Genomic DNA, 24113 nt, shown 5'->3' on the forward strand with positions numbered 1-24113 from the left:
TTGAGCATAAGCTCTTAGAAAGATAAACTTTGCTTTCGCATTGTTTGATTTTAACTTAAGTACGTCAAATCAATAAGGTCAAGATGGAGTGGTTAACTCCAAATACTATTGTATATGATTAATTAAAATAATCAAGAGGTGATTTTTAATGAGTTGGCGGACAGTTGTAATTACGCAACATTCAAAGATTTCTTATTCTGGAAGACGAATACTGGTTCAGACTGACAGTGATAATTTTGAAATTCCAATTGATGATATTCAAGTGCTTTTAATTGCGACAACTAGGGCAGTTATTACTAGTGCAGCTATGGCTGAGTTAACTAAAGAACAGGCAAAAATTATTTTTACAGATAATTCTGGTGAACCTGTGTCAGAAATGGTTCCTTTATATCCAAACAATCGAAGCAACGAAATATTGAATGCACAGATGGCATGGTCATCAAATCGCAAAGGAATTCTCTGGACAAAGATTGTTAGTGAGAAAATGAAATTGCAAACCTTTGTTTCGGAATCTTTAGGTAACAATGTAGAAGAGCTTCAAGATGAAATCTCTAAATTAGAATTAAATGATCAAAGTAATCGTGAAGCGGTTGTTGCACGAAAATACTTTAAAGAAGTGTTCGGAAACGATTTTTCAAGACATAATTTTTCACCCGTGAATTCTGCATTAAATTACGGATACTCAATTATTCTTGCGATGGTTAATCGAGAAATAGTAAAAAATGGGTATCTAACTGAGCTTGGAATTCATCATTATTCAACAGAAAATAACTTTAATTTAGGCTCAGATTTCATGGAACCTTTTCGCCCGATTATTGATTTTTGGGTGGCTAACCAAAAGTTTGAAGAATTTACACAAGATGTTAAGTTTGGATTAGTAGAACTTCCTAATTTGGAGATTAGATTTAATGGTGAGTCCATGATCCTTAGAAATGCGCTTACAAAGTATGTCTCAAATTGCTTGAAATTTCTTAGTGATAAGCTTAAGACTGTTGAAATAGGGGTGGAACTACCAAATGAGGTACAGAATAATGCGCTTAATGATCATGTTTGATTTACCAGTAGAGACCAGTGAAGATAGACGAATCTATCGTAAGTTTAGAAAAGCACTTTTGAATGAGGGATTTTTAATGATTCAGTATTCAGTTTATGCCAGAGTTTGTGTAGATAGAAATGCGGCAAATTTTTTGGAGAAGCGTATATCTTTAATCGCACCTGCAAAGGGTTTAGTTCAAACTCTAATGGTGACTGAAAAACAATATAACAGTATGCACTTCCTGACTGGTAATTTTAAGAAAGATGTGCGTAATTCTTCCGAAAGGACAATTATTATATGAAAATTACAATGTATCCTTTTAAGCCCTTTGAAGTTAATAATGGTCAAGTAACCATTATTCAAACAGCCAGTTCTAAAGTGTACGTGAATTTAGTAAAGCTATTTAAGAATGAAGATGATAGAATTGGGTTAATTACTCAAAATGATGAGGAGGTGAGTTTAGCTGCCAATACGGAATGGTACGGTGACCCACTTATGAATGATTTAGATGCTTTGTTTAAATCCAAAGTGCAACGTAAGTTAACGACTTGGATAGATAACAATAGTAGAGAGGATTTGATTCAACTAACAAATCAAATGAATGATGTCATGACAGATGTTTTGTTTGGCATGGATCTACCGATTACAGTTTCCAAAGAATGGGATTTGTTAAAATGTCTTAAGTTTTTAGGAATTCAATTTACTGAGTTAGCTCGCAACAATCCATATGATATAATTGAAGCAATTTTAAAAATATCACATGATTTAAAAGATTCACAAGTAATTTGTTTAACCAATGTATTTCACTATCTTGACATGGAGCGGTTCTCCGAATTAGCCAATTTAGGGAAGACGTTTGGCTCAAAAATATTTCTAATTGATTTCTCAGAAACTAACCAGCGTGATAAATTTAAAGATTACTGCTATTACTTTATTGATGACGACTTAGTAGAATGGCATGATTGAGTAATTATTAAAATATTATGTTGAAAATACGGTTTTAGAAGTACGTTAAATCAATGAGGTTAAGAACCCACCGCATAGTCCACAGCGCATTAGACCAGTTTTAGAAGTACGTTAAATCAATGAGGTTAAGAACAAAATGATAAGGAGAACAACAATGAAACTAGTTTTAGAAGTACGTTAAATCAATGAGGTTAAGAACTTACATACATATAAATTGAACGATAAGTCCGTTTTAGAAGTACGTTAAATCAATGAGGTTAAGAACTAGCGATATTGAGGGGTGGTTAAGTTGACGGTTTTAGAAGTACGTTAAATCAATGAGGTTAAGAACTTTGTCATACGCTATAAACGCATTCAGCGCGTTTTAGAAGTACGTTAAATCAATGAGGTTAAGAACCGGCGTGACCCTAACACCGGTAAAGCGCTTGTTTTAGAAGTACGTTAAATCAATGAGGTTAAGAACAACCAACTACGAAATGATCTTTTTGCGATTGTTTTAGAAGTACGTTAAATCAATGAGGTTAAGAACTTGAAAAACTATCAATATTGTTTACAACAGGTTTTAGAAGTACGTTAAATCAATGAGGTTAAGAACCGGAACACTACTTAGAATTAATGAATGAGGGTTTTAGAAGTACGTTAAATCAATGAGGTTAAGAACTTAATTTTTACACCAGCATTAACAGAGCGCGTTTTAGAAGTACGTTAAATCAATGAGGTTAAGAACTCTTGATTGGCATTTCTAACGCCTCCTGTAGTTTTAGAAGTACGTTAAATCAATGAGGTTAAGAACACGATCAACTGGTTACATGGTACTGATTTTGTTTTAGAAGTACGTTAAATCAATGAGGTTAAGAACTGGCTGTTAGCCCTTGAACTTGACCTTAAGGTTTTAGAAGTACGTTAAATCAATGAGGTTAAGAACTGCCATTTTTGACGGCATTGCCCTGGACCTGTTTTAGAAGTACGTTAAATCAATGAGGTTAAGAACAATGACCTTTTCTTGAACCTGTGGAGTACCGTTTTAGAAGTACGTTAAATCAATGAGGTTAAGAACAGGCAGTGGCAGCGTTTCATCAAAAAATATGTTTTAGAAGTACGTTAAATCAATGAGGTTAAGAACATTCCACAAGCATACTGGGACGGCTTAAAGGTTTTAGAAGTACGTTAAATCAATGAGGTTAAGAACATTCTAGAAGATTTATATAACTATGCTTTAGTTTTAGAAGTACGTTAAATCAATGAGGTTAAGAACCTAAACAGGATGCACCTCAACCAGTTGAAAGTTTTAGAAGTACGTTAAATCAATGAGGTTAAGAACAATTAAGTAGTTTAATGACCTGCTCAGGTCAGTTTTAGAAGTACGTTAAATCAATGAGGTTAAGAACTGATCCCTTTTAGTGCGTATTGCAAATTAGGTTTTAGAAGTACGTTAAATCAATGAGGTTAAGAACCAGATCAACTTTAGGTATGGCAGCAATTGCGTTTTAGAAGTACGTTAAATCAATGAGGTTAAGAACCAGAGAAATTGCTCGGGCCTGTTCAACTGAGTTTTAGAAGTACGTTAAATCAATGAGGTTAAGAACACTCATCAGGTTTTAGATCAGTTTGAAAAGGTTTTAGAAGTACGTTAAATCAATGAGGTTAAGAACAACAGCGCCAAGAGTTTAAGGGGCATTGATGTTTTAGAAGTACGTTAAATCAATGAGGTTAAGAACTTACAATTGGCTGATGGTACCTATATCAGTGTTTTAGAAGTACGTTAAATTAATAAGGTTAAGAACTTTGGAGAAATGACACACGACCTATTTTTTTGTTTTAAAGGTACATTAAATCAATAAAGTTAAGGATATCGATAACTTTATAACTTTTTTAAGCTATAAGCATAATTATATTTTAATGTAGGAGAGAAAAATGTTTCTATCAAGAATTAAAATAACCGACAAAAAGCTACAGCAAATCCAAGAGCATATCACCGTAGAGCCTTCTCACAACTGGGATAAACACGTTTTGCCCGGAGAACTGCAGCCGTCAGTTCCGCGGGAGCACTACTGGCAATTCGAACGGATGAACAAGCACTGGTATCTATATATGTTGAGCGAGGTTGCGCCAAAGGGTGCGAAGGTGGGACCAACTAGTATGGCAACTGGGTTAGCTTCTAAAGCAAACGAGCATTTACTAGATTCTTTACTAGCAGATCAACCCATCAGATTTCGGATTACCGCCAACCCACCGCGCACTGGTGAAAGTGATGAAAAATTAGATCCGCAGGTAATCGTTGCAGAGCAACGGGAATGGCTGCTTAATCAGCAAGCCCAAAATGGTTTCCAGATTCTGAGACAGATTTCGGTCCTCTCTAACAAGGACGAGAATGCTTATGTATCTGACGTTGCTAGTTCCAATCGACCAATTTTAGGCCGTCAGCAAAATGGACATAGCGAGGCTAGTCGTGTGACCTTTGCAGGCGACTTGGTGGTTAAAGATTTGCTGGCATTTGAAAAAATGACGCTGAACGGAATGGCCAGCAGCAAGAATTTCAACTTTGGGTTACTGACCTTAATGCCGGGAGCTTAAGATTTAAAATATACTTAATATTCAAATTCTCTTCAAAAAGACTGGCGAATTTTCCGATGAATGGTAAGATAAAAATGGCAAGTTATTTATAAGGTAACAGCAAACTTGAAATTTTTTACGTGGGCTGGTGTTATTCATTTAAATAGTGAAATACCACTAAGCTACATTACCATTCAAAGGAGACCTCATTTATGAAATACTTACTGACCGGTGCAACCGGCAACCTTGGCAGCAGAGTCATGCAGGATTTGATCAAGATGGTGGGTGCTGAATCACTCACGGCAGCGGTTCATACACCCGCTAAAGCAACTGACCTAAAAACTCAGGGGGTTAATGTCGTTGCCAGTGATTATCTGAGTGTTGACACGATGACCAAAGCTTTCACCGGCCAAGACGTTGTCATTTATATTCCTAGCCGAACCTACAGCGTTTTGCAACGGATTACTGAATTCGAGAATTCAATCGAGGCGCTGAAGGCAGCTAAAGTCGAAAACGTGATTTTCGTGAGCTTCTTTGCGGATCAAGAAAACAATCCGTTCCAGATGTCACCATATTATGGTTATGCACCACGGAAATTAGCGGGTAGCGGCCTACACTATGCGGTCATCAAGAATTCACTGTATGCTGATCCGTTAGTGCCCTATTTACCAGAACTAATTGAACGCAAGCACCTGATCTACCCGGTTGGCAAGCAAGCCATGAGTTTCATTTCATATGACGATAGTGCTGAAGCCATTGCGTCCTTGGCTGCCCGTGCTGATTTACGCGGTGCTGGTCAGACGTATACGGTCACTCAGGAGAAGAGTCTAACCATGCCAGAACTTGGTAAGATCATGACCGCAGTCACCGGTCATGAGATCGGTTATGAACCAGTAACCTTGAAAGAGTTCGGCCGCATCTACGCACCTGAAGGCGATGGCGAAGAACTGGCCAGCATGTACGCTGCTGGCGCAATGGGCTTATTCAGCCACGCAACGACTGACTTTGAGACGATTACTGGACATATGCCAGAAGATATGACGAGTTTCTTAAAGCGTAATTATATCGAGAAATAACAGATATTTAGCTAATCAAAAAGCATTCAGCTCAAAATTGAGTTGGATGCTTTTTAGCGTTGATGGACTAATTTAAATGGAGTGACACCTTTAAAATTCCGATTATGTTTGTATTGACCGTAAGTTTGAACTCTTAGCTCGTTACCTTGGCGATCATACATGTAGTCTTCTTTATAGCCAGCATGATAGGAATTGCGATTAACGTGGCCTTGAATCCGGTAATATTCACCGTACTTGTGCCACTTTAAATTATTCGCTTTAAATGCCGTGTAGCCAGATGGTGTGTAGGTGATCGAATGAGCGGTGATCAGCATTCCGCCACCGGATCGACCGGGTACTGATTCCGCAAAGTAGTTACCCTGCAGACTTCGGGGTGAGCCTAGGCCAAAGCTGGTTAATTTAACGACTAAAGCGACAGCAGCAACGAGGATCACAACTATTCCAATGATTTTTGATAATTTCATCACGCGACACACCTCTATTCAAAACCGATTATAAGATTAATTGCTGGATTCGGCAATATGATGGTGAAGACAATAAAAAATGGTATCAGCGATTGCCAATACCAAAATTATCGATCAAGTTAACTTAAAAATGACTTCTGTTGAAACTCTGGATTCGGGTAGTGATAAAAGCCTTCGCCAGATTCAGCGCCAAGCTTGTTTTCAGCAAGCCGTTCTTTGAGCTTGGCAGTAATCGTTGCCGCAATCTGACCATCTTCATCGCCCGCCTGAGCTAAGGGGACACTGATGGCAGTTCGCAGACCAATCATATCAATAATCGCAAACGGTCCCATTGGTGCGCCGGTGGCAATCATCCAGGTTTTATCGATGGTCATGGGATCAGCGACACCCTTTGCCCAAAGCGACATCCCGGCAACCATCAGTGGTGTGAGCATCGAGTTAAGGACATAACCCGGCTGTTCTTTCTTAACTTCAATCGGCACCATTTTAATATTGCGCGCAAACTGCACGATTGTTTGGTAGGTGTCAGTACTCGTTTGTTTCGTCCCCATAATTTCAGCCGTATTCATGACCCAGATATGGTTGGCAAAGTGCATGTTGAGAAATTGTGCTGGCCGACCAGTAAATTTTGCGAATTGGCTGGGGAGCATGGTTGAAGAATTGCTGGCAAAGATCGTGGCCTTAGGTGCAGCATCGGCAATGGTTTCGTAAAAGTTTTGCTTAGTGGTGAGATTTTCAGGAAGTGATTCGATTATTAGATCAGCCTTAGCGACGGCAGCATTTAAATCTGTTTCATAGCTGATATTGGCTAAACCAGCGTCAAATTGGGCGTCGCTGATCTGTAAATCATGCAGATAAGCCGGACGCAACTGTTCGATTCGTCCCTTAGCTGCCTGAATGGAACTATCGCGACGGCCATATAAGGTGACGGCAAAACCGCTGAAAGCAGTTTGATAGGCGATTTGGCTACCCAGAACTCCGCCACCAGCAACTGTAACGTTTTTGATTGTCATTTTAAAAACTCCTTTTTAATCAAGTTGACTACGAGTGAGTTGATTCTTTGATAAAACTATCACAAGACAAAATGATTTTATCAAAAATTGACGTGCTGTGGGAGAGTCAGAATTCGCAAAACTGTGTCATTTTGCCATCAGTGTATCCAGTGTGAGGTCGTAGTTAGCTAGGATACTATTGGTGAGCCGGGTCATAATGACCGCCATTTGCGCCGGTGAATGGGCATCATCTTCAGTCAGCCAGTTAATGGCGACACCAATATGCGCAGAAACGATATAGGTCGCTATTGTCTTGATTGGCGCACTTTCGTCAAGGTGTTTCGTCAGTAACCGAGAATAGTTATCGGCACCTGATACCAAGATTTCACGTTCAAAGTTTTGCCAACGCCCCTCTAAAATGAATGATTTAAAGGCTTGACGATAGTCAGCGAAGTGCTGAAAAAAACGCGTGTAATAGGAGATTGGAGTATCGTTGCTGTAATCATCTTTGAGGAATAGATTCAATAGATAGGATTTCACCCAGTCAAAGAACCTAAACTTATCCTGAAAATGGCGGTAGAAGGTCGAACGAGAAATACCAGCCGTCCGGATCAAATCTAAGGTAGTAATTTTAGTGAGCAGCTTGTCATCCAGCAAAGTGACTAAAGCAGTTAATAATTTTTGAGAGCTTTGAAGCATGTCGACTAAGTCCTTTCGTTCGCAAATGATAGCTCTATTTTACTTCAAACTGGTTTAAGTATTGGGGATAATTAAAAATGTTAAACTAAAAACTATGCAATCGCATAGAAATGTGCTACACTACTTTTGGTTTAAAAATGAAGTATCATTTCTTAGACATTAACAGGAGGTTTTATTAATGAAACTCATTACAGTTGAAGAACATTACGATACAGACGAAAATATCAAACAATTTAAGCAGTACTCAAAAGTGAAGAACAATAACCCTTACCAAGATAAACTCAAACCCAATTTAGTTGATTTTAGTAACAAGGTGGCCTACATGGACGAACATGGTATCGACTTCCAAGTCGTTTCCGATGCCGGCAATTCCGCACAGGTGCTGCCTGACCAATACGCCGTTCCGGGCGCCCACGCGCAAAACGAAACGTTGGCTGAAAAGATCAGCCAATATCCTGACCGTTTTGCCGGGTTAGCTACTTTACCAGCTAACGTGCCTGACAAGGCTGCTGAAGAACTGGAATATGCAGTGACTAAACTTGGCCTAAAGGGCGGTATTATTAGCGGCAGTATCAATGGTCAATTCTTAGATGATCCTAAGTTTGAAGCCATTTTTGCTGCCGCCGATAAGCTGGGAACGACCCTTTACTTGCATCCCGGTGTCATTTCTAATGATCAAAAAGCCATGCTGTACGACAGCAAGTCTTACTCCAAGATGGCTGCTAACATGATGGCTGGCGCAATGTGGGGCTGGCACATGGAAGCCGGCATTCAGGTCATGCGAATCATCACGGCTGGTTTGCTGGAAAAATATCCGAACGTTAAATTGGCTACTGGCCACTGGGGCGAATTTATCCCGATGTTTATGGAACGCATCGATGGCTTTAGCCCAATCGTGACCGACCTGCCGCATAAGTTCTCCGACTACTACAAGCGTCAGGTTTACCTGTCACCATCCGGGATGTTTACCGCACCACAGATGCAGATGGTTTTGACGCAAATGGGCGCCGATCACATCATGTGGTCAGAAGATTTCCCTTACGTTCAATCAGGGGACACTGTCCGGAAATTCTTGGAACAAGCTGACATCACTGACGAACAGCGTGAAGCAATTGCTCACGGAACAGCAGAGAAGCTGTTCAAGCTATAGAGGGTCGCGATGATTGCAGATAAAAACGACGCGACAATTAGTAAGCAACTGCACACCGCGTCTAACATTGCGATTCGGGTACTCGAGAAGCGCTTGAAACCGTTGGGCGTCAACAACAGCCAATTTTTCTTTATTTTAAAACTGCACGATGATCCTGGTATCACTCAAGATCAACTAGTTCGGGCAGATAGCCGCCACCAAAGTAACGTTAACCGGGAGATTGCTAAGCTGGCCGACATGGGTCTGGTTGATAAGCAAAGATTACCAACTGATGGCCGTAAATTCGTGCTCAAACTGACTGAGGCTGGCGAAGAACTATATCCCAAAGTTAAAGCTGCATTAGATGCACAAGAGGTTGCTTTGAGTGACTGTTTAAGTGTGACGGATGGCCGAGTGAGCCAAGCTGATTTCTTAGCGGTACTGGAACGAATTACAAAACTTGACTCGTAAAAGGGAGGATATCGATGACAAAAACAGTGATCATTACCGGTGCTAATTCCGGATTAGGTTTTGAAACAACTAAACAGATTGCAGAAAAGGGTATTGAATATCAGCTGATTATGGCCTGCCGGAATATGACAAAAGCACAGGCAGCCAAGCAGGAGATTCTAAAGGACATTCCTGACGCTAATATCACCTGTCTTGAGTTAGACACGTCTTCATTAGCCAAGGTGCGAGCCTTCGTTGACGCATTTAAGCAACTGAACGTGCCACTTTACGGTTTGGTCTGCAACGCCGGAATCGCCGGCAGAACGGTGCACCAAACGGATGATGGCTTTAGTGACATTTTTGAAACCAATTATCTGGGTCATTTTCTGCTCACGCAATTGTTACTGCCGCTGATGGCTGATGATGGCCGAATCGTGACCGTCAGCAGCGAGCGCCACGATACACCACTGAAGGGCGTTGCTTGGCCTGGAGTGGATGCTTTGGCTTATGGTGGTAATCCACAGGTGGATAGTATGAGCTACCCGTTCTCTAAGTTATGCATGATCTTGTTCGCTTATGAACTGGACCGCAAATTGACTGATTCTGGCAAACACATTGCGGTCAATACAGTGAACCCAGGTCTAATGATTGAAACCGGACTGGCCAAGAACAAGTCACGTTTCACACCGCAGGCACTGGCCAAATTCGCCGATATTCTTGGAACTGCCAAGGGTTCAGCAACGATGGTCACGAATTTGATCTGTGACGATAAATTTGCTGACGGACCCGTAAGATACTTTGATCGAAGCAGTGATAAACCGGTCGCATCATCTAAGCTGTCCCATGATAAGCAGGTGCAGCAAGAGCTCTGGGACTTTAGTATGAAGGCTGTTGGCTTGAGTAAATAACAAAAATGAATGGAACTAAAAAAGCCTGACACATTTTTTGTGTCAGACTTTTATTTATAAGCGGATCATTGTGCAGTATAGCCACCATCCGCAGCAATCTCCGCACCAGTCATATAACTAGATTCATCGGAAGCCAAAAAGGCCACCACGTTCGCGATTTCTTCTGGTTCACCGATGCGTTGCATTGGCACAACTTTGGCGGCCATATTTTGCTGGTCATCAGAGACGTTGGCCTTATTTTGAATTAATGGGGTGTTGATGACGCCAGGATGAACGGAGTTGACCCGAATTTTTTCGTGAGCTAACTCAAAAGAAGCATCCTTCGTCATGCCACGAATGGCAAATTTACTGGCACCATACGCGATGGATTTGGGCATACCCACAAGGCCGCCGATTGAGGAAATATTTACGATCGATCCGCCACCGGCCCGGCGCATGGACGGCAGGATGGTTTTCATACCATAAAAGACGGAATACTGATTCACTTTGATCACTTTGTCATATTCTTCTGGGGTCATCTCATCAATGGTCTTCATGATACCCATGCCGGCATTATTGACTAAAGCGTTAATGGGGCCAAATTTGGCTTCTCCATCGGCAACGACTCGTTTCCAGTCGTTAAAGCTGCCAACATCCTGTTTCAAGAATAAACTATTGGCGCCTAATTCGGCTTGAACCTGTTTCCCAGCCTTTTCGTTTAAATCAGTCATGATAACCTTGGCACCGGTTTTAATAAACTTTTTGGCGCTGGCTTTACCCATGCCACTAGCTGCACCGGTAATCAGCGCGGTAATATTACTCATATCAGCCATTTTAAAAATCTCCTTAGTTAAATTAATATTGTGAATAATGTTTCATACTCATTCTATACAAAATTTACCAAATGGAGGAGGGACAGAATTTGCCAAAAAGTCCCATTATTTGGATGAAAAGTGAATAAGCATATTTATTTGCGCACGCAACTAATTGGTGCTAGAATCATGGTGGATTTACGATCAGAACAGGAGGCTAGAGATGTCATGGTAAAACTAATCGGGGTTGAAGAACACTTTCTCAGTCCGGCAGCGCAGTCGGCGCCTAAGCCGGATCAGTCCAGCAACAAGTCAGGTATCGATGCCCGTGTTGGCCAAGCTATTGGTGGTGGTTTAGCACAGTACTCAGCTGATGAGCAACTAGCGGAATCAGTTGACAAGCGAATCACCTTTTTAGACCAGCACGGTATGCAGATGCAGGTGTTGTCAGATGACGGGTTGGAGAATACGCCAGCCAAGATAGCGGTTCCGTTGGCCCAGCAGATGAATGCCCAGCTGGCTGACATTGTGGCTGCTCACCCAACTCGGTTTGCGGGTTTTGCTGCGTTACCGCTGCAAGACGTTGATGCGTCGGTGAAAGAACTGCACCGGGCAGCTAAAAAGGGTCTGCATGGTACGATGATTCATGGCCGAGTCGGCGGTAAATGGTTGGATGATCCGGTGTTTAAGCCGTTGTGGCAGGCAGCTGCTGACCTGGATATGCCGGTATATATTCACCCGGCAATTACTAACCCGCAAGTGATGTCGACTTACTACCTCAGTGATCAATATTCGTTAGCTACTGGTGGGGCCTTAGGTTTACCAGGTTTTGGCTGGCATACTGAAACCGGTTTGGAATTTGTCCGGCTGGTCCTCGCCGGTCGGTTTGATGAATTTCCCGGGTTAAAGATTATGATGGGTCACTGGGGCGAAGTGGTTAGCTTCTTCATGCACCGCATGGATGAAACTATCATGCCAACGCATCCGAATATCAAATACGATATTTCCGATTATTTCCATCAGCACCTATACGTGTCACCCAGCGGGATGTTTGATCAAAATCAGCTGAACTGGGCGGTATCGGAATTTGGCGTGGATCACGTCATGTTTTCAACCGATTATCCCTATGAGCCAACCGATAAGATTCAAACCTTTCTCACGGATTCAGCGTTATCCGCCGCTGACCAGCAACAGATTGGCAGTCAGACGGTGACGGACCTGCTGCATTTATAAAGAAGGGGTTGATCAAGTGATCGATACCGGTGATGATTCGATCGTTAAATGGCTCATAATTGCTGGCCGTCAAGTTAGTCAGCACCTTGGCCAGCAGCTGGCTCGACTTAATGTGAGCGCCAGCCAGTATTACTATTTGCTGAAGATTCACGATAATCCAGGGCTAACGCAAAAGGATTTGATTGAAGCTGAGTTTATTAATCCCAGTAACGTCACTCGGGCAATCAAGCAGCTAGTTGAACAAGGGCTGGTAGATCGGCGCAGATCGATCAAGGATAAACGGGCGCAAGTACTGCAACTGACACCGGAAGGTCAGCGGATTTATCCGCAGATCAAGGCTATTTTAGATCGTGAAGAGGCACTATTTCGTCAAGTAACTAAAAAACAGTTCCCTAATTTTGATTCTGAGCAGTTGGCTACAATATTGCAATCATTTGCTCATCTTCATGAGGGTACTGATCAAACTAATGAATGAAAGGAAGTCGCTAAAATGAAAGCAATTGTCATTGAAAAAGCCGGCGGACCAGAAGCGTTACAGTTAAAAGAGGTACCGACACCCAAAGTTAAGCCGGGCTGGAGCTTGGTTCGGGTTAAGGGTTTTGGTATCAACCGTTCTGAAATTTACACCCGGAAAGGTGAATCACCAACCGTTAAGTTTCCACGGGTTTTAGGCATCGAATGTGTCGGTGAAATTGCCGATACCACCGATGCTAAACGGTTACCAGTTGGCCAGAAAGTAGCCAGCATCATGGGCGGCATGGGCCGTGATTTTGACGGTGGTTATGCTGAATATGCATTGCTGCCTAACAAACAGATCTACGCTGTGAATACTAATTTACCATGGGATGAATTTGCCGCCATTCCAGAAACTTATTTCACTGCTTATGGTTCACTGAAGAATGCCCATATTGATGACGCCAAGACGTTACTAGTTCGTGGCGCCACCAGTGGGGTTGGTAGTGCCGCTATCAAATTAGCTAAGGCCATTAATCCGGACATTACAGTTAGTGGCAGCACTCGTAATGATAAGAAGTTCGATAAACTTAAGTCAGTTGGCTGTGATAAGCCAGTTTTGGATAAGGATGGCAAGGTTCAGACGGATGACCATTTTGATGCCATTCTGGAATTGGTTGGGGTTGCGACCCTTAGTGATTCATTATCACATCTACAACCAGGTGGCTATTGCTGTTTGACTGGTGGTTTAGGAAATCAATGGGCCGTTAAAGAATTTGATCCCTTTGTTATCCCAACTGGTGCTAGTCTGACGGTCTTTGGTTCTGGGGCTGAAAGTAATGATGCGGCCTTTAACGATATGCTGAGTATCATTGAAAATCACCATATTGATGTGAAACCAACTAAGACGTTTGATCTCGCTCACACTGGTGATGCTCAAGCAGCCCTGGATTCAACCGATAGCTTTGGTAAAGTAGTTGTTCTTCCCTAACATAATGAAAGAAGGTTTCTAATGACAGCGTTAACGATTGCTGGTAAAACTTATCCAGATTTACAGATTCCAGATGGTTATAAAATCGTGGTCAATAAACTCGTCCCACGTAACGATGAAAAGGTGCATCTGCTGCGCTACCAGCCGGCAGATTTACCAGAAGAAGCACTTGGTCGAGAACACGTGACGGTTATTTACAAAGACGATGGCGGTATTTATTCGTATAATGCCCTTACTCAGCCATTAACAGGTGCGGTACCCAGTGAAAAACAGGCCTTTGCGCTTGCGGAAAAACTGTGGCAGGAAGTCGCACCTAAATACCGGGAACAGCTTGAACCGCTTAGAAGCTTAGCTGGTCAAGAACGGACTTACACGGACGCGGATGGCAAGGCCGTTACGATCCCATTGATCTGGGCAAAGTATGCTAATATGCTGGTTGAAGGCAGTTACGAATGGGTCGGTTTCGGCCCGAATGGCCATCTCGTGGAGTTCGAACGGTATAACTTCTGGGACTATGAAGCTGGCCGCCAAAAGACGGAGATGTGGTACGGTGACGATTGGATCCGTGCTCGTCGTGGTCTAGGCCCGCAGTTGGACGCACCGTTGCCGTTAGCTTAAATTTAAATACTAAAAGGGTTCGCAGTTTGCGAGCCCTTTTTGTTGTTTAAAATGCGGAATTACTATTTCAATTAGGCGGTGATTGACCTATTCTATGGGTGAGAATTGACTGTCAGAATTGGTGATAATAAAGGAGAAAAAATCCATGCCAGAAACTTATCGATTGCAGCTTGGTCCACTTGTCCGTCGTTTACCGATTATGAAATTACCTAATGACGTGACGATTGCTTCGTTTGTGTTATTAGGGGACGCGGAGCTGACGCACTACGCTGCTGAAAGACTGATTGAGCGGGTTAAAAACGTCACTTTTGATTATTTTGTTACGGTAGAAAGTAAGGGGATCCCGTTAGCCCAGGAAATGACGTGGTTAAGCGGGCGCAAGCAGTATTTTGTCTTGCGGAAGGCGGTGAAAGACTACATGGTCTCACCGCTGAGTGTACCGGTTGAAGCCATTACGACTTCGGCTGATCAGCGACTGGTCTTGGATGGGACGGATGCAGCTAGATTGAAAGGCAAAAAAGTGATTATTGTGGATGATGTCATCAGTTCTGGCGGTTCACTGCAGGCAGCCGAACGGTTACTTCAGCAGGCTGGTGCAAAGGTGATTAATCGGTTAGCAGTTTTGGCAGAAGGTTCCGCCAAGAATCGGCAAGATATTAGTTATTTAGGAACATTGCCGTTATTTTAGAATGTAAAAGCTGGGATTGAATTCAATCCCAGCTTTTTTGTCTCTAATTTAAAGGTTTAGGTGCAACGTTTGGAACCGTCGACTTTTCTCGTGAAGCGAAGAAGCCGAAGACGGCACACCAGACGATGCCTAGAATTGCGGGAATCTGGTTATTGGCGTCTAAGAATAAGCTCAGATAAACGATCCCGAAGAAAACGATCAGCAGCGGATCAATAATTTTATAGGCCGGCATCAGGAAACCGTTTGGCAAAAAGTCAGCGGATTGACGGTAACGATAATGAGCTGCAATGGTCAGCGCGTAAACGATCAAGTAAAGGTCACTGCAAGCGGCCGCAATCAAGGCGAAAACGTTTGAAATTCCTGGTAACAGACTGAGAAGCGGTGCTAATAAGCAGAGGGTGACCGAAATTAGAATGCCACGGGCTGGCACACCATGACTGGAAATGTGGTTGAAATGTTGCATAAATGAGCCATTGGAATCAAGTGACAGCTGGTAAAAATGGCGCCCAGCTGAATAGATCACGCTGTTAATCGAAGAAGCGGCTGAAGTTAACACAACGAAGTTAACTACCGCAGCGGCAGCGCGTAGGCCAATCAATGAAAAGACCTGCACGAATGGACTTTGACTAGTCGAAAGACTGCGCCATGGATAAATCAACATGATGACGAAGAGGGCACCAACGTAAAAGATCAGGATCCGGAAGATAATTTCATTGATGGCTTTCGGTAGGACCTTACGGGGGTTCTTAGTTTCAGCGGTTGTGATCCCGACAAATTCCATGCCGCAAAAAGCAAAGAAAACCATTGGAAAGGCGCTAATAAAGTTTTTGATCCCATTGGGAAATAGGGTGAATCCTGAAGTGATGTTGGTTAAACTCACAGCACCACTGGACGTTTTAAAGTGAGTGAATAACAGGAAGAAGCCGGTGGCAATCATCGCTAAAATGGCGATAATTTTAATCAAAGCGAACCAGAATTCCGCTTCACCAAAGAGGCGAACGGCAATGAGATTAACACTGGCAAGCAGGGCTAAGAAGATGATTTGAATCAGCCAGCTGGGGGCGTGCGGCAGCCAAAACTGAACGTAATTGGCAATCGCAGTCAATTCGGCCATGCCAACACAGATGAGGTTGATCCAATAGGTCCACCCAGCAAAGTAACCCGTGCGTTTGCCCAAGTAACGACTGATAAAGGCGATGAACGTGTGCTGAGAGGGATCTGCATACAGCATTTCACCCATGCCACGCATCATTAAGAAGAAAAAGATACCAGTAATCATATATACAAAAATAATCGATGGTCCGGTTTTTTTAATGGAAGTACTTGCCCCTAAAAACAGTGCGGTACCAATCGTACCACCCAGTGCAATCATTTGAACATGTCGGTTAGATAAGGCCCTTTTCGTGCCGTCAGCGTTAATATCTGTTTGTTTGTCCATAGACTCACTCCTTTTATCATTAGTTCGTATTTAATCACTAAATGATAGAAAATTCAAGCAATTGATTAAATTTTGATTTGAATCAGCTAAAATATGGTTATTAATATTCATTAAATGTGCTGTAATACCGGTAAAAGAAAATAATTATTCATATACTAATTAAATTTTAATTTTAAATATGGACGTGCATACTTGAATAAATAGTTACATGATGATGTGAGCTTAATCATCTCAATTGGGCCTGCTGGTGTTATCTTTACGCTGTTTCTGAAGGATTCGGCATTGGCTGAATTAAATTTAATATCAAACTTAAAAGCAGCCTTCGAAAGTTTAATTTCGAAGGCTGCTTTTGAGTGGATCAATAGTAATTAATTGTTTGCTGGAACACCGCTATTTAGGCGATCCATGATGACTGAAACGGGTTCAATTTTGGTGATCTGGGAGATACCTAATCCAAATGATGCGTAGCCATGTTTCAGATCTCCCTCTAACATGCCGATGCGCATGCCTTCATAACCAGAGGCCGCTTTGTAGATGTCTTGACGGCTGGCTCCAACCTGATCTAAGCTGACCAATTTATCCGGTAATTTACCAGGAAGGGAGCGGTAGTAGGCCGGCACTGTGCGATACATCACTAAATCATCGGCATCAGCAGTTAGCGCAGCTTCTTTAATATTTTGAGCCATGCGGCTTTCTTTTGACATCATGAAGGCCGTGCCGACGTAAAGGCCTTCTGCGCCTAACGCGAAGACTGCTTTGGCTGTCCGGCCATCAACGATGCCACCGGCTGCCATAACGGGCATCTCACCAGCAGCATCGACGATCATTGGCACGACTGATAAAGTACCAATGACTTTGGTTGGCACGGTACCGCCTTCGTCAAAGCCGGTCGCAACAAAGATATCGACACCGGCTGCGGCAGCTTGTTTTGTGATTTCAACAGTTGGCGTCAATGGCCGGAAGACGACCTTGATACCGGCTGCCTTTAATTGCTGGATGCGGTCAGAAACCAGTTCGCCAGCACACACCGCCACCGGCACTTTTTCGTCGATCATTAATTGCAGGGTGGGGCCGAAGAAAGGATCCTTATCCCCTGATTGCAGGCCAACGTTTAATCCAAAAGGTTTGTCAGTTAAGGCTTTAACTTGATGAATTTCATTTCTCATACGGTCGATGGTTTCATCTAGTGAGCGGGTCACCGTAGTTTGACCGGCGTTAAACCCCAGTACCCCTAGGCCACCAGCATTGCTGACTGCGGCGACTAATTTAGCGTCAGTCAACCACAATAAGGGTCCCTGAATGATGGGCTTTTCAACGTTTAGAATTTGTGCGACACGATTAGTCATAAATTATTCGCTCCCGTTATAATTTTATTAGTGATACTATTCACTTACAAGTGCTATTATAGTGGCACAAGCGGAAACTGGCTATTAACTATTAAATTTAAAATTATAACTAAAACGATATGATTTTTCCATGGAGGTTTAGGATGAGTACCCATCGAACGTTACTGAATATTTTGAAGACAGTTGAATATTCGCAGACACTGTCAGACGTTGCTGAGCGACTTTATATCAGTCAGCCGTACATCAGCAAGTTACTAAAGGAAACGGAAAATAATTATCACGTAACGCTGGTAACGCGCACGAAGCCAGTCAAACTAACTAGTGCTGGTATGACGATGATCAATGGCCTCCAATCAATTGTCGATGAGGAAAATCAGCTCAAAGACACCCTAGTTACCAATTCCGAGCTGCATCACCAGCCCATCCACATTGCCATGACCGATCCCTTTTTGAGCAGCATTGTGAGTGGTGCTATGACGAAGTACTATGCGCAGCACTCCGAACGGAAGCTCGATATTAAACTGATCAACGATCTGTCCGTCGTCAATGAGGCCGATATGAGTAACGTGGACATTTTAATCGGTAAACGAATTCGTGATCCGCACTTTAGTCAGATTGAATTACCCAGTCGGCAGCTGAGTTTATTTATCTCTAGTCACTGTCAGACTTTTGATCCCAAGCTGCTGTACCAGCGGTTTCAGAATGGGTCGCTTGAGGCCTTAAATGACTATTCGTACGTTGGTTTTGCAGGCTATGATATTTTCCAGCGGTACGTCGATTTAAGCTTTAAGAAGGAAAGCATTAATCTCGCAACTTCAATTACGGTTCCAACTGCAGCTGACGCACTGGAAGCAGTGAATAATATTCCGCATGCAACGACGATAACGACCTTGGCAACGGCTCAAAGGGTCTTTCCGGATCACAACTTTAACTTAATGCCATTACCGGCTAACTTCATTAGTTTGGAAACGACGATTAGCTATCGGGATATGACAAATGATAGTGAAATTATTGAGATTGCTAGATATCTATATGGTGAGCTGCAAAAAAGCGATAATTCCGTTGCGGTATGAAAGCCTAATTGTTTATAGGTTCACAGCTTTTGATTAATCACCTAATGATAAAAAATCACAGATTAAATTAAAATTCAATTTGAAATGGGACTAGAATTTTTTGGAGAATACTGCTATATTTAGTTTACTAACAGCGATTACTATGATTATATCCATTAATCAAAACTTAATAATTGGTATATCTATTATTGAATTGAATAAATAATGAATTTACTATGTTAATTCAAATACATAGGTGATTACTGTCATGATTAATCATTCACTTGGAGGTACTTACTTTATGGAAATCAATCAATTAAATCCCGATATTGTGTCAGTCGCACCATCCGCGCTACGGGTGTTCGACCATGAGATCAGTGCAGACCCTGATATCGTAAAATTAACGCTGGGCGAACCCGATTTTAACGTGCCGGAACACATCAAGCAGGCAGCGATTGCGTCCATCAATGCTGATCAGTCGCATTATCCGTACTACTGGGGCATTCAGGAGTTACGGGATGCTGCCTCAACGTATTACCGGGAAAAATTCGGCTATCAGTATACGGCTGACCAAATCGTCTGCACGGTTGGTGCCACGGAAGGGTTATCGGCGACTTTTAAGACGTTATTTCAGCCTGGCGATGGCGTGCTGATCCCAATGCCGGCTTATCCGGTTTATAAGGCGATGGCATTAGTTAATCATTTGAAGCCGATCATGATCGATACCACCGCAAACGGCTGTGTGCTTAAGCCACAGCAGGTGACGGATGCCATCAAAGCTAATCCGGATGTGACCATCAGAGGCGTGGTGATCACTGATCCGTCCAATCCAACTGGTGTGGTCTATTCTGAAGACCAGTTAGCCGCCTTAGTGCCAGTATTGCGCGATAACAAGATTTGGGTGATCAGCGATGAAATCTATGGTGAACTGACCTATGGTGTCCAGCATTACTCATTGTCGCGGTGGTTGCCAGATCAGACCATTATCATTAATGGACTATCGAAATCTCACGCCATGACCGGCTGGCGCATCGGCTTTGCGTTTGGCCCAACTGGCGTGATCGACCAAATTGCTAAAGCCCATCAATTCCAAGTCACAACGCCAACGTCAATCGTGCAATACGCCGCCGTTGAGGCATTGACGCATGGTCAAAATGACGCTGCAGCAATGCGAAAAGTCTATGAAAAACGCTGTGATTATCTCAAACAGGAACTGACGAAATTAGGCGTGACTTACGTTGAGCCTCAAGGTGCGTTCTACATTTTCATGAAGATTCCAGAACAGTGCCAGCTCGATAGCTTTGCCTTTGCCCGTCAACTGGCGAAGGACTACCACGTTGGTTTGATGCCCGGCGCACCGTTTGGCGATCCCCAGGCACTACGGATCAGTTATGCTTCCAGCAATGAAAACCTGCACGCTGCGGTGGATGCACTGACTAAGGAATTAACGAAACTGGGCGTATTGGCTTAAGCTTAATTAGTAGAAGATTATTAAATTGATATTTAAAGCCACACAGATTTTCCGTTGAGGGAAATCTGTGTGGCTTTCGTTTGCTGTAAATTAAGATTGACTAATTAATTGAACATAGTTATTATAGACTCTTATTATCTATGATTATTAATCATTGTGAATTAAAAGGGGATAAAGCATATGCCAGCAAAACGTAACGCGGAGATTCAGCAACCGGATGAACCGATTGATTTTATTACATTATTAGAGGTTAGGGCCGATGAGCTAGAAACTTTCATCGAGGACTGGAAACGACGATCGGTGATTATGGAAAAGGCGGATGGCTTCATTTCGGATACCTTGGAAAAATCTCAACTTAGTGACAGCGCCTACCAGATCATTAATATTTCCCACTGGTCGTCTTACAATAAGTGGTTAGCAGCTACGAATAATCCAACGTACGCTGCTCAACTGGCGGCTGACCATAGTCGGGCAACACACGTAAAAGTTACGCGCGGTTTTTATCGGCCGGTAGCGGGCGGGATGCATTTTTATGATTAGGAAAGATGGCGTAGGTGAGAGCAAATCCTAGAGATGGGGATGCTCTTTTGTTTTAGGATTAACATTTAATTAAAACTAAAAAGTGATGGAAAACGAAGAAAATATCATGTAAGATTGTTGTAGTGACGGGATTTGTTTAGTGTATTCCCCGCGTATGCGGGGGTGATCCTAACAGTAGTTTTACATGCAGGGGTATTATTAAGTATTCCCCGCGTATGCGGGGGTGATCCCATGAGCCGGTTTGCTACGGTCTACGCCGTGGAGTATTCCCCGCGTATGCGGGGGTGATCCCACGACAACCAGACGAATAACTGCACCCGAACTGTATTCCCCGCGTATGCGGGGGTGATCCCAAAATTGTCACGCTGCTAAAAGATGAAACCATGTATTCCCCGCGTATGCGGGGGTGATCCCTAAACTGCCAGGCGCTATGCTTTCCCGCGGGCGTATTCCCCGCGTATGCGGGGGTGATCCCTTGCGTGGTGGTTATCGTTGGGTCAGCCAGTGGTATTCCCCGCGTATGCGGGGGTGATCCCGGCGCTGGGACGATTGGGTAGTCTTACTCGAAGTATTCCCCGCGTATGCGGGGGTGATCCCCGTTTTTAACTTGGTTGAGGTCTATTGCTGTGGTATTCCCCGCGTATGCGGGGGTGATCCCTACTACGAAGACTGGGAGTATGCCCTGTTAGCGTATTCCCCGCGTATGCGGGGGTGATCCCTTGATTTGATGTTGAGCGACTTTTCCGTTCAGGTATTCCCCGCGTATGCGGGGGTGATCCCTCAAACCGGTATCATCGGCATACTCAAGGTAGGTATTCCCCGCGTATGCGGGGGTGATCCTGAAGTGAGACTAAAATAGAAAGTGAGATCTTGGTATTCCCCGCGTATGCGGGGGTGATCCTGTAAAACGAAACAAAGCGGCTGTAAAAAGCGCGTATTCCCCGCGTATGCGGGGGTGATCCCATTTGGGCTAAAGCAGTCCATCTGAATTGTCCGTATTCCCCGCGTATGCGGGGGTGATCCCACAGCCCATATGCTCACCAGCAACGCCCATCCGTATTCCCCGCGTATGCGGGGGTGATCCTGAATTTATAAGTAATGAAAGTGACGGGGCTTAGTATTCCCCGCGTATGCGGGGGTGATCCTCGCCTACAAGCTCACCGGATGCCAAATTGTACGTATTCCCCGCGTATGCGGGGGTGATCCCTTGTCAATTTCCTTTTGCATTTGTTTGACCGTGTATTCCCCGCGTATGCGGGGGTGATCCTTCTTACGCGATGGCCGAAAGCCAAACTCATGAGTATTCCCCGCGTATGCGGGGGTGATCCCAAGGGACAAGAGTACGCGACTTTCACAGAGACGTATTCCCCGCGTATGCGGGGGTGATCCCGATCAGGATGTGCCGATCACTACGGTTGATAAGTATTCCCCGCGTATGCGGGGGTGATCCTAAGTAACGTTAGTAGCGCACATGATTGTAATGGTATTCCCCGCGTATGCGGGGGTGATCCCGCCGGGAAGCCTTTAGACTTTTCCAAGGATGTGTATTCCCCGCGTATGCGCGGGGGTGATCCTATTGGCGAGGGCAGAACCATGAACCTTTACAAGTATTCCCCGCGTAGCAGGGTTGATTTCTTTAGTACACTATGTACTTATTCAGAATTAATGTATTTCTTGCATATTTAGGGGCGATATTCCATACATAGTATTATAATAAGAAAATAACCGAGAAGATGAAACGATTAAGGGCTTTTCAAATGATAAAAAGATTTGTGAAAAGTAGATTTGTATAATCTGTTTTACAACTACGTTTACAACGCTTTGAAAACATAAAAAAGAATTTGATCATTTTGTTGTATGTTTTACCAAGTGCTTGATTATGACCGCATAGGTATGGGTCACTGTATGTATTATAGGTTGAAAGAATTAAGTAGTTGGATAATTAGCTAACAGTCGGAATGTAAGAAAACTTATGAGTATCTTGTGTTTTAAGCGAGTGGTAATGTTCACGATAGTCTATGTTATCAGCACCGTTTACTGTTGGAGATACACCTTTTTATTACTGCTATTAGCTATAATGGGGTTATTTTGTTTGTTCGTGGGCAACTGATGGATTATGGGAACCAAAGGAGGCACTATTAAAGTGGCAAGAATGACGATGAGGCCGCAGGAATTTGCAAATAAATTGGGTGTGACTAAAAAGCAGCTCAGCGAGTGGCAAGATAGTGGAAAATTAAAACCGAGAATGACTTCGACAGCCGGCCGGAAGTACTATACCACAAGGGATATTAGTCGTGCAGAAAGCCTAATTAATCCCGAAAAGTCTAAAAAACAGTACCGACTTAATGCGATAATGACGGAAGCACGAATGTTTATTTCACGAGCAACTAGTACCGATTTAGCGAGGTACAAGCAAAAACTGATTGACCGGAAAGAGGAGCTAAAGAATGGACAATGAAGATCGGCGGAAACAGTATAAAAGTTTGTGGATGCAGATGAAACGAGCATCTAAACAGCCCGGATTTAATGAAGAAGCATGGCAAGACCGACTAGATGAGTACCGGTTACGGCCACGTGGCACCGTAGCACCCTCGAAAACTAAGCAATACCGGCGCGAGCAGTCTCAGAAGTGGCGTGACCGGTTAAAAGGTGGTGCAGAGTACAAACGGCTACAGTATAATGCTAACGGTCTATTAAAGCGTGATGACGTTGCTGTGGACAATATCAATGAACTACTGAACTTGGTGGAAGACCGCGAGATGGAAGTATCCCCGTATATGCAAGGGTGATTCCATCAATTAAAAAATATCACATTGGTTAATTAGTTATTCTCTGCATATGAAAGTCACTTTATTTCTGTGCTTTTTATATGACATATACAGCGGATGATTTTGTACGTTACCGATGATACTTGTTATGCGGATCTTATTTTTCTGTATAGAAAGTGGGTAATGATTTTTGCAATAGCAGTACACATTAAAATTTTTGATGGACAAGAACCATGATATAATGAACTAGTTATTTGAGTTCAAGGTTCAAATTAAAGCTTTTATTCCCAGCTGAAGCGGGTTGATCCAATTGAATTGTTGGACAATAGGATAATAAATTAGTATTCCCCGCATGTGCGGGGGTGAATCATTTTAAAAGTACAGCTTTAAATAATAAAATATAAACATTGAATTGTTTGAAACTATATTAATTTAAAAGGAATTATGATAT

Annotated in this window: 24 protein-coding genes and 2 CRISPR repeat arrays; of the genes, 18 read left to right on the forward strand and 6 right to left on the reverse strand. The window is 43.0% G+C overall.

Annotated features, from left to right (window positions below; translation table 11 throughout):
* Positions 1-148 precede the first annotated feature (148 nt).
* The 5 genes from cas1 (at position 149) to CES79_RS00950 (ending at position 5631) form a co-directional block, all read left to right on the forward strand.
* Positions 149-1054, forward strand: coding sequence for a type II CRISPR-associated endonuclease Cas1 (gene cas1, locus CES79_RS00930; RefSeq protein ID WP_089136045.1), 906 nt, complete (start codon positions 149-151; stop codon positions 1052-1054).
* Positions 1032-1337 (forward strand): CRISPR-associated endonuclease Cas2, encoded by a 306-nt coding sequence (cas2, locus tag CES79_RS00935; protein WP_225362273.1) that lies wholly within the window; start codon positions 1032-1034, stop codon positions 1335-1337. The genes cas1 and cas2 overlap by 23 nt, the downstream gene beginning before the upstream one ends.
* Positions 1334-2002 (forward strand): type II-A CRISPR-associated protein Csn2, encoded by a 669-nt coding sequence (gene csn2, locus CES79_RS00940; protein WP_054653793.1) that lies wholly within the window; start codon positions 1334-1336, stop codon positions 2000-2002. The genes cas2 and csn2 overlap by 4 nt, the downstream gene beginning before the upstream one ends.
* 31 nt (positions 2003-2033) lie before the next feature.
* Positions 2034-3853: direct repeats of the CRISPR family, unit length 36 nt; unit sequence GTTTTAGAAGTACGTTAAATCAATGAGGTTAAGAAC.
* A 63-nt stretch (positions 3854-3916) separates the two neighbouring features.
* Entirely contained in the window at positions 3917-4576 is a 660-nt protein-coding gene (locus tag CES79_RS00945; protein ID WP_089136047.1) for a type I-E CRISPR-associated protein Cas6/Cse3/CasE, read from the forward strand.
* A 191-nt stretch (positions 4577-4767) separates the two neighbouring features.
* Positions 4768-5631, forward strand: coding sequence for an NAD(P)H-binding protein (locus tag CES79_RS00950; RefSeq protein WP_089136048.1), 864 nt, complete (start codon positions 4768-4770; stop codon positions 5629-5631).
* A gap of 53 nt (positions 5632-5684) precedes the next feature.
* On the opposite strand, the gene CES79_RS00955 is transcribed toward CES79_RS00950, so the two are convergent.
* The 3 genes from CES79_RS00955 to CES79_RS00965 form a co-directional block, all read right to left on the reverse strand.
* Complete coding sequence (locus CES79_RS00955; protein WP_089136049.1) at positions 5685-6095, reverse strand: hypothetical protein; 411 nt, start codon at positions 6093-6095, stop codon at positions 5685-5687.
* Positions 6096-6214: 119 nt separating this feature from the next.
* Complete coding sequence (locus tag CES79_RS00960; RefSeq protein ID WP_054653799.1) at positions 6215-7108, reverse strand: 3-hydroxyacyl-CoA dehydrogenase; 894 nt, start codon at positions 7106-7108, stop codon at positions 6215-6217.
* A 126-nt stretch (positions 7109-7234) separates the two neighbouring features.
* A complete protein-coding gene (locus CES79_RS00965) occupies positions 7235-7786 on the reverse strand; it encodes a TetR/AcrR family transcriptional regulator C-terminal domain-containing protein (protein WP_089136050.1) in 552 nt (183 codons plus the stop codon).
* Positions 7787-7964: 178 nt separating this feature from the next.
* On the opposite strand from CES79_RS00965, the gene CES79_RS00970 reads away from it, so the two are divergent.
* The 3 genes from CES79_RS00970 to CES79_RS00980 are packed head-to-tail and all read left to right on the forward strand — an operon-like array spanning position 7965 to position 10273.
* Positions 7965-8936, forward strand: coding sequence for an amidohydrolase family protein (locus CES79_RS00970; RefSeq protein WP_054653803.1), 972 nt, complete (start codon positions 7965-7967; stop codon positions 8934-8936).
* A gap of 9 nt (positions 8937-8945) precedes the next feature.
* On the forward strand, positions 8946-9386 hold the full coding sequence (locus tag CES79_RS00975) for a MarR family winged helix-turn-helix transcriptional regulator (protein ID WP_054653805.1): 441 nt from the start codon (positions 8946-8948) through the stop codon (positions 9384-9386).
* Positions 9387-9400: 14 nt separating this feature from the next.
* A complete protein-coding gene (locus CES79_RS00980) occupies positions 9401-10273 on the forward strand; it encodes an SDR family NAD(P)-dependent oxidoreductase (protein ID WP_054653807.1) in 873 nt (290 codons plus the stop codon).
* Between the two features lie 65 nt (positions 10274-10338).
* Here CES79_RS00980 and CES79_RS00985 read toward each other — a convergent pair whose 3' ends face one another.
* Positions 10339-11085, reverse strand: a complete 747-nt coding sequence (locus tag CES79_RS00985) for an SDR family NAD(P)-dependent oxidoreductase (RefSeq protein ID WP_089136051.1) — start codon at positions 11083-11085, stop codon at positions 10339-10341.
* Between the two features lie 207 nt (positions 11086-11292).
* Here CES79_RS00985 and CES79_RS00990 point away from each other — a divergent pair, with 207 nt between their 5' ends.
* From CES79_RS00990 to CES79_RS01010, 5 genes are all read left to right on the forward strand, one after another.
* Positions 11293-12297, forward strand: a complete 1005-nt coding sequence (locus CES79_RS00990; protein ID WP_159459434.1) for an amidohydrolase family protein — start codon at positions 11293-11295, stop codon at positions 12295-12297.
* A 16-nt stretch (positions 12298-12313) separates the two neighbouring features.
* On the forward strand, positions 12314-12772 hold the full coding sequence (locus CES79_RS00995) for a MarR family winged helix-turn-helix transcriptional regulator (RefSeq protein ID WP_159459435.1): 459 nt from the start codon (positions 12314-12316) through the stop codon (positions 12770-12772).
* Between the two features lie 15 nt (positions 12773-12787).
* Positions 12788-13741, forward strand: coding sequence for an alcohol dehydrogenase catalytic domain-containing protein (locus CES79_RS01000; RefSeq protein ID WP_054653813.1), 954 nt, complete (start codon positions 12788-12790; stop codon positions 13739-13741).
* 21 nt (positions 13742-13762) lie between these two features.
* The gene (locus tag CES79_RS01005) at positions 13763-14359 is read left to right on the forward strand and encodes a hypothetical protein (protein ID WP_054653815.1); all 597 of its coding nucleotides are present in this window, start codon (positions 13763-13765) and stop codon (positions 14357-14359) included.
* Positions 14360-14504: 145 nt separating this feature from the next.
* Positions 14505-15047 (forward strand): phosphoribosyltransferase family protein, encoded by a 543-nt coding sequence (locus CES79_RS01010; RefSeq protein WP_089136054.1) that lies wholly within the window; start codon positions 14505-14507, stop codon positions 15045-15047.
* Positions 15048-15090: 43 nt separating this feature from the next.
* On the opposite strand, the gene CES79_RS01015 is transcribed toward CES79_RS01010, so the two are convergent.
* Positions 15091-16485 (reverse strand): amino acid permease, encoded by a 1395-nt coding sequence (locus CES79_RS01015; RefSeq protein ID WP_089136055.1) that lies wholly within the window; start codon positions 16483-16485, stop codon positions 15091-15093.
* Between the two features lie 368 nt (positions 16486-16853).
* Positions 16854-17831: an NAD(P)H-dependent flavin oxidoreductase gene (locus CES79_RS01020; protein ID WP_089136056.1), complete on the reverse strand. Its 978-nt coding sequence runs from the start codon at positions 17829-17831 to the stop codon at positions 16854-16856.
* Positions 17832-17974: 143 nt separating this feature from the next.
* On the opposite strand from CES79_RS01020, the gene CES79_RS01025 reads away from it, so the two are divergent.
* The 5 genes from CES79_RS01025 to CES79_RS01045 all read left to right on the forward strand — a co-directional run bounded on the left by CES79_RS01025 (position 17975) and on the right by CES79_RS01045 (position 23683).
* Positions 17975-18904: a LysR family transcriptional regulator gene (locus tag CES79_RS01025; RefSeq protein WP_159459436.1), complete on the forward strand. Its 930-nt coding sequence runs from the start codon at positions 17975-17977 to the stop codon at positions 18902-18904.
* A 280-nt stretch (positions 18905-19184) separates the two neighbouring features.
* On the forward strand, positions 19185-20354 hold the full coding sequence (locus tag CES79_RS01030) for an aminotransferase class I/II-fold pyridoxal phosphate-dependent enzyme (protein ID WP_054653821.1): 1170 nt from the start codon (positions 19185-19187) through the stop codon (positions 20352-20354).
* A 180-nt stretch (positions 20355-20534) separates the two neighbouring features.
* Complete coding sequence (locus CES79_RS01035) at positions 20535-20894, forward strand: antibiotic biosynthesis monooxygenase family protein (RefSeq protein WP_054653823.1); 360 nt, start codon at positions 20535-20537, stop codon at positions 20892-20894.
* A 141-nt stretch (positions 20895-21035) separates the two neighbouring features.
* Positions 21036-22405: a CRISPR direct-repeat array (repeat unit 28 nt; unit sequence GTATTCCCCGCGTATGCGGGGGTGATCC).
* A gap of 641 nt (positions 22406-23046) precedes the next feature.
* Positions 23047-23352 (forward strand): MerR family transcriptional regulator, encoded by a 306-nt coding sequence (locus CES79_RS01040; RefSeq protein WP_225362278.1) that lies wholly within the window; start codon positions 23047-23049, stop codon positions 23350-23352.
* On the forward strand, positions 23342-23683 hold the full coding sequence (locus CES79_RS01045; RefSeq protein ID WP_054653827.1) for a hypothetical protein: 342 nt from the start codon (positions 23342-23344) through the stop codon (positions 23681-23683). The genes CES79_RS01040 and CES79_RS01045 overlap by 11 nt, the downstream gene beginning before the upstream one ends.
* Positions 23684-24113 lie beyond the last annotated feature (430 nt).

The sequence above is a fragment of the Secundilactobacillus silagei JCM 19001 genome (assembly GCF_002217945.1).
Lineage (GTDB): Bacteria > Bacillota > Bacilli > Lactobacillales > Lactobacillaceae > Secundilactobacillus > Secundilactobacillus silagei.